Origin of the sequence: Lentilactobacillus parafarraginis DSM 18390 = JCM 14109 (assembly GCF_001435895.1) — a bacterium.
In the GTDB taxonomy this organism is placed as follows: domain Bacteria; phylum Bacillota; class Bacilli; order Lactobacillales; family Lactobacillaceae; genus Lentilactobacillus; species Lentilactobacillus parafarraginis.
On sequence record NZ_AZFZ01000120.1, the window covers coordinates 1 to 3,156 of the forward strand.

The 3,156-nt window shown below is 51.4% G+C and carries 2 rRNA genes; both read left to right on the forward strand.

Annotation, left to right across the window (positions count from 1 at the left end):
• Positions 1-45: 45 nt before the first annotated feature.
• Positions 46-2,965: ribosomal RNA gene (locus FD47_RS13970) — 23S ribosomal RNA — on the forward strand.
• Between the two features lie 74 nt (positions 2,966-3,039).
• Positions 3,040-3,156 (forward strand): 5S ribosomal RNA (gene rrf / locus FD47_RS13975).

Consider the following 3,156-nt stretch of genomic DNA (forward strand, 5'->3'; position numbering starts at 1 on the left):
ATCGCAAATACTCAATTAACATGATCATCCCGTCAGGGATGATTAGGTTAAGTTATTAAGGGCGCATGGTGGATGCCTTGGCACTAGGAGCCGATGAAGGACGGGACTAACACCGATATGCTTCGGGGAGCTGTACGTAAGCTTTGATCCGGAGATTTCCGAATGGGGAAACCCAGCAGTTTTAATCAACTGTTACTGCACAGTGAATTCATAGCTGTGCAGAGGTAGACGTGGGGAACTGAAACATCTCAGTACCCACAGGAAGATAAAGAAATTTCGATTCCCTCAGTAGCGGCGAGCGAACGGGGAACAGCCCAAACCAATGAGCTTGCTCATTGGGGTTGTAGGACTGAACATTTGAGTTACCAAAGTCATTGATAACCGAACAATCTGGGAAGGTTGGCGATACCGGGTGATAGCCCCGTAGGTGAAATCAATGACCCTCAGTTCAGGATCCTGAGTACGGCGACACACGTGAAACGTCGTCGGAATCCGGGAGGACCATCTCCCAAGGCTAAATACTCCCTAGTGACCGATAGTGAACCAGTACCGTGAGGGAAAGGTGAAAAGCACCCCGGAAGGGGAGTGAAACAGTTCCTGAAACCATGTGCCTACAAGCAGTTAGAGCCCGTTAATGGGTGATAGCGTGCCTCTTGTAGAATGAACCGGCGAGTTACGGTAGCATGCCAGGTTAAGGTGTTAAAGCCGGAGCCGCAGCGAAAGCGAGTCTGAAATGGGCGTTTTAGTATGTTGCTGTAGACCCGAAACCAGGTGATCTACCCATGTCCAGGCTGAAGGTGCGGTAAAACGCACTGGAGGGCCGAACCCGTGTACGTTGAAAAGTGCTGGGATGAGGTGTGGGTAGCGGTGAAATTCCAAACGAACTTGGAGATAGCTGGTTCTCTCCGAAATAGCTTTAGGGCTAGCCTCGGACGTAGAATCATGGAGGTAGAGCCACTGTTTGGACGAGGGGCCCGTCATGGGTTACTAAGTTCAGATAAACTCCGAATACCATTGATTTTTATCCGGGAGTCAGACGGTGAGTGATAAGATCCATCGTCGAAAGGGGAACAGCCCAGACCGCCAGTTAAGGTCCCTAAATATATGCTAAGTGGAAAAGGATGTGGAGTTGCATAGACAACTAGGATGTTGGCTCAGAAGCAGCCACCATTTAAAGAGTGCGTAATAGCTCACTAGTCGAGTGATTCCGCGCCGAAAATTTACCGGGGCTAAGCATATTACCGAGACTGCGGACATGAACTTTGTTCATGTGATAGGAGAGCGTTCTAAGGGCAATGAAGCCAGACCGTAAGGACTGGTGGAGCGCTTAGAAGTGAGAATGCCGGTATGAGTAGCGAAAGATCAGTGAGAATCTGATCCACCGAATGACTAAGGTTTCCTGGGGAAGGCTCGTCCTCCCAGGGTTAGTCGGGACCTAAGCCGAGGCCGCAAGGCGTAGGCGATGGATAACAGGTTGAGATTCCTGTACTAGTTGATGATGTTTGAGCGATGGAGGGACGCAGGAGGCTAAGTTGTGCATGCAGCTGGAAACGCATGTTCAAGCGACAAGTCAGTCAAGGAGTTAAATGCTTTTTGGCGGGTTGACAAGTCGTGATGAGGACCGAAATTTAAGTAGGGAAGCAACCCACGTCACACTGCCGAGAAAAGCTTCTAGTGAGTCAGCAACTACCCGTACCGCAAACCGACACAGGTAGTCGAGGAGAGAATCCTCAGGTGAGCGAGTGAACTCTTGTTAAGGAACTCGGCAAAATGACCCCGTAACTTCGGGAGAAGGGGTGCTGTGCGCAAGCACAGCCGCAGTGAAAAGGCCCAGGCGACTGTTTATCAAAAACACAGGTTTCTGCAAAATCGAAAGATGACGTATAGGGGCTGACGCCTGCCCGGTGCTGGAAGGTTAAGTGGATGAGTTAGCTTCGGCGAAGCCCAGAAATGAAGCCCCAGTAAACGGCGGCCGTAACTATAACGGTCCTAAGGTAGCGAAATTCCTTGTCGGGTAAGTTCCGACCCGCACGAAAGGCGTAACGATCTGGGCACTGTCTCAACAAGAGACTCGGTGAAATTGAGATACCTGTGAAGAAGCAGGTTACCCGCGACAGGACGGAAAGACCCCATGGAGCTTTACTGTAGCTTGATATTGGGTGTTGACACAGCTTGTACAGGATAGGTAGGAGCCGTTGAAGCCGGAACGCTAGTTTCGGTGGAGGCATTGGTGGGATACTACCCTCGCTGTGTGAACACTCTAACCCGCGCCACTTAGCGTGGCGGGAGACAGTGTCAGGTAGGCAGTTTGACTGGGGCGGTCGCCTCCCAAACAGTAACGGAGGCGCCCAAAGGTTCCCTCAGAATGGTTGGAAATCATTCAATGAGTGTAAAGGCAGAAGGGAGCTTGACTGCGAGACAGACAGGTCGAGCAGGGACGAAAGTCGGGCTTAGTGATCCGGTGGTTCCGTATGGAAGGGCCATCGCTCAACGGATAAAAGCTACCCTGGGGATAACAGGCTTATCTCCCCCAAGAGTCCACATCGACGGGGAGGTTTGGCACCTCGATGTCGGCTCATCGCATCCTGGGGCTGTAGTCGGTCCCAAGGGTTGGGCTGTTCGCCCATTAAAGCGGTACGCGAGCTGGGTTCAGAACGTCGTGAGACAGTTCGGTCCCTATCCGTCGCGGGCGTAGGAAATTTGAGAGGAGCTGTCCTTAGTACGAGAGGACCGGGATGGACATACCGCTGGTGTACCAGTTGCGCCGCCAGGCGCACCGCTGGGTAGCTATGTATGGATGAGATAAACGCTGAAAGCATCTAAGTGTGAAACTCGCCTCAAGATGAGATTTCCCATTCCTATATGGAAGTAAGACCCCTGAGAGAAGATCAGGTAGATAGGTTGGAAGTGGAAGTGCAGTGATGTACGGAGCGGACCAATACTAATCGGTCGAGGACTTAACCAAGTAGAAATGGTGTTCGAAAGCAGAAAATTAATATTAGCTAGTTTTGAGAGAACGAAGTTCTTTCAGGAAAATAGTGTGGTGGCGATAGCCAGAAGGATACACCTGTTCCCATGCCGAACACAGTAGTTAAGCTTCTGCACGCCAAGAGTAGTTGGGGGATCGCCCCCTGCGAGGGTAGGACGTTGCCACGC